This window comes from Boseongicola sp. (genome assembly GCF_057460485.1).
Genome location: NZ_JBVCWP010000390.1, coordinates 1 through 3,160 on the forward strand (window position 1 = coordinate 1; position 3,160 = coordinate 3,160).

Below are 3,160 nucleotides of genomic sequence, written 5' to 3' on the forward strand. Positions count from 1 at the left end.
TCACGCGCCAATGGCGGACAGTTGAACTGGGTTGCGATTGATAGTCTGCCTGCCAGTATCCAAGGGTTGATCCAGGGACTGACGCCTGGGCAGATAAGTCGTCCCATCGAACTTGAGAACGCAATCGGCGTGTTCTTTTTGCGCGACCTCGAGCGCGTCCGGGCAGGCTCTCCCGAGACACTGTCGATTGCCTATGCGCTTTTGCGTGTGCCGGAAGGGCCCGCAGTCGCATCCCGGATCGCCTCTGACATAGACACTTGCGATGACCTATACGGGATCGCGCGCGACCTGCCCGAGGATCAGCTTCTCCGCACAAGCCAACAAATGTCAGAATTACCCGCCGATATTCGCGCCCTCATCCCCGGACTTGACGTCAACGAGACATCCACTGCGATCATTCGGAACAACCAAAGCACGGTTCTGATGCTTTGTGATCGTCAGCAAGCCTTTGAAAGCACGGTTGATTTCGAGCTTGTCGGCGCGCGGCTTTTGAATGTGCGTCTTGGCACAATCGCGGCCGATTATCTTGCCGATTTACGCGCCGATACCTACATCGCCGATCTGGTCAACTAGTGGCCTCACGCCATCGGAAACCTGTCGCGCTGACCTGTGGCGATCCAGCAGGCATTGGCCCCGAGATCGCGGTGAAAGCATGGGAACAAGTCGCAGACACTGCGCCGTTCTTCTGGATCGGTGATCCTCGCCACCTCCCCGGCGCAGCCCGTGCGGCCCGTATCGAAAACCCCGTTGAAGCAGGCGCCGCCGCTAAACATGGCCTGCCCGTCTTACCACATGAGTTTCCCGAAACTGCTACACCCGGCATCCCGTCAGCGGCCAATGCGCAATCCGTCATCGACGTCATCACCAGGGCAGTCAATCTTGCACAGTCCGGGGATGCCGCTGGCGTCTGCACAGCACCTATCTCGAAAAAAGTGCTGGTCGATCACGCGGGGTTTTCGTACCCCGGCCATACCGAATACCTCGCCGCCTTGGGAGGCGTTGAAACAAGCGTCATGATGCTTGCGGCGGCCGAGTTGAAGGTAGTTCCGACCACCATCCACATACCGCTTCACGCAGTCCCCGAGGCCCTGACATCCGAACTTTTGGTCACAACATTGCGAATCGTGCACGCGGCCTTGATCCGGGACTTTGGCGTCTCAGTTCCCCGCATCGCGGTCGCAGGCCTCAACCCGCACGCTGGCGAAGGTGGGCTTCTTGGCGCAGAAGATGACGCCATCATCCGCCCGGTTTGCGAGGCGCTTCGCCTGGAAGGCATGGACATTACTGACCCTCTTCCAGCCGATACGATGTTCCATACAGCCGCGCGTCAAACCTACGATGTAGCCGTCGCAATGTACCACGACCAAGCCCTGATACCGATTAAGACGCTGGCGTTCGATCGCGGCGTGAATGTTACACTTGGCCTGCCATTCGTGCGCACTTCTCCCGACCACGGCACTGCCTTCAATATCGCAGGGAGCGGAAAAGCAGATCCAACGTCGCTGATTGAGGCGATCAAACTTGCCCACCAGATGGCTGACGCCCGCGCTAAGGGGACATCGTGAGCGCCATCGATACCCTTCCGCCATTGCGCGATGTCATCGCTAAACACGAATTGTCTGCTCGCAAGTCGCTGGGGCAGAACTTTATTCTTGATCTGAACCTCACCGCCAAAATCGCCCGATCAGCCGGGAATTTGTGCGACACGGACATCCTGGAAGTCGGCCCCGGCCCCGGCGGCCTGACCCGCGGGTTGCTAGCCGAAGGCGCGCGCAAAGTCGTTGCCGTTGAAAAGGACGCACGTTGCATCCCAGCCCTTCAGGACATCTCAAACGCCTACCCCGGACGCCTCGAAATTCTTGAAGGCGACGCTTTGGAGTTAGACCTTACAAAACACCTGACAGCGCCGGTTCGCATCGTGTCGAACCTCCCCTACAACGTCGGCACCGAGCTTCTTACGAGATGGCTCGATCCGCCAGCGTGGCCGCCTTTCTGGGTCTCTCTTACACTTATGTTCCAACTTGAGGTCGCACAAAGGATCACCGCGACAGCGGGCGAAAAACACTACGGGCGCCTGGCCGTGCTGGCGGGATGGCGTACCGACGCACAAATCGTCATGGAACTGCCGCCCGAAGCTTTCACACCCGCACCCAAGGTCCGCTCAGCCGTTGTCACGCTGAACCGTCTGGAGCAGCCCCGCTACCCGGCCAATGGCAAAATCCTGAAAGATGTGGTCGCACGCGCCTTCAATCAGCGCCGCAAAATGCTACGCTCCAGCCTCAAGGGGCTTAGGCCTGATATCGAAGACAGATTGATCGCCGCCGGCATAAAGCCGACAGATCGCGCGGAAACTGTCGAAATTGAACGCTTCTGCGCATTGGCACGCGAACTCGAAAAAAGCTGAGTTACTCAGCCGCATCCGGTGTTGGCGCCTTTGGCTGCTCCGACTGCTCGCCCGTATCCGCGGCAGGTGCTGCAGGGGCTTTGCGACGTGGGCGGCGCTGACGCACAGGCCGCTCCTCAGGTGTTTCGACAAGCCCGCTTGCCTCAGCTCCCTCGGCCAAATCAATCACATCATCGTTTTGCTTGGTTTGCGGCTGCTCAGGGGCTGGCGCGGCAACGGGAGGAGTTTGGATTGCCGCATGGTCTTGCGAGGAGCTATCATCCGCGCGACGCGGTTGGTTCTGGTTGTTTTGATTGCCCTGATTATTTTGGTTGTTCTGATTATTGTTGGCGTTCTGGTTGTTCTGCTGTTGCTGTTGGCGGTCTTGGCGTTCCTGCTGCTCTCGCATCGCTTCGGTCAACATCCGCGTATAATGCTCGGCGTGTTGCTGAAAGTTCTCAGCCGCAACGCGGTCGTTAGATAACTGAGCATCGCGGGTAAGCTGGTTGTACTTATCGATGATCTGCTGTGGCGTGCCGCGCACTTTGCCTTCCGGCCCCGAGCTGTCGAATACGCGATTTACGACGTTACCGACACTGCGGTTATTGTTGCGATTCCCTTTGGAACGCGAACGTGACTTAGATGATCTCATAAGGTACTGGTCCAGCCGTTGATCTGGTTTTGCGCGGTAGTTTCAAACCAAGCCCCTCTTGGGCCGATAGTCCGTGCAAGGAGTGAAGCAGCGCAGCGGGAAAACATTTCCCTGCGTCGCGCCCA

4 protein-coding genes are annotated in these 3,160 nt (G+C 58.4%); 3 read left to right on the forward strand and 1 reads right to left on the reverse strand.

Features of this window, described 5'->3' with window-relative positions:
- The 3 genes from AC221Y_RS22565 to rsmA all read left to right on the forward strand — a co-directional run.
- Nucleotides 1–573 (forward strand): peptidylprolyl isomerase (locus AC221Y_RS22565; RefSeq protein ID WP_486708536.1); only part of this gene is annotated, 573 nt, incomplete at its 5' end.
- Entirely contained in the window at nt 573–1,565 is a 993-nt protein-coding gene (gene pdxA / locus AC221Y_RS22570; protein ID WP_486708537.1) for a 4-hydroxythreonine-4-phosphate dehydrogenase PdxA, read from the forward strand. The genes AC221Y_RS22565 and pdxA, both read left to right, overlap by 1 nt.
- Nucleotides 1,562–2,404 carry a 16S rRNA (adenine(1518)-N(6)/adenine(1519)-N(6))-dimethyltransferase RsmA gene (gene rsmA / locus AC221Y_RS22575; protein WP_486708538.1) on the forward strand — a complete coding sequence of 281 codons (843 nt, stop codon included), beginning with the start codon at nt 1,562–1,564 and terminating at the stop codon, nt 2,402–2,404. The genes pdxA and rsmA overlap by 4 nt, the downstream gene beginning before the upstream one ends.
- A gap of 1 nt (nt 2,405) precedes the next feature.
- Here the strand turns inward: rsmA and AC221Y_RS22580 are convergent, their stop codons facing one another.
- Entirely contained in the window at nt 2,406–3,035 is a 630-nt protein-coding gene (locus AC221Y_RS22580; RefSeq protein ID WP_486708539.1) for a DUF4167 domain-containing protein, read from the reverse strand.
- Nucleotides 3,036–3,160 lie beyond the last annotated feature (125 nt).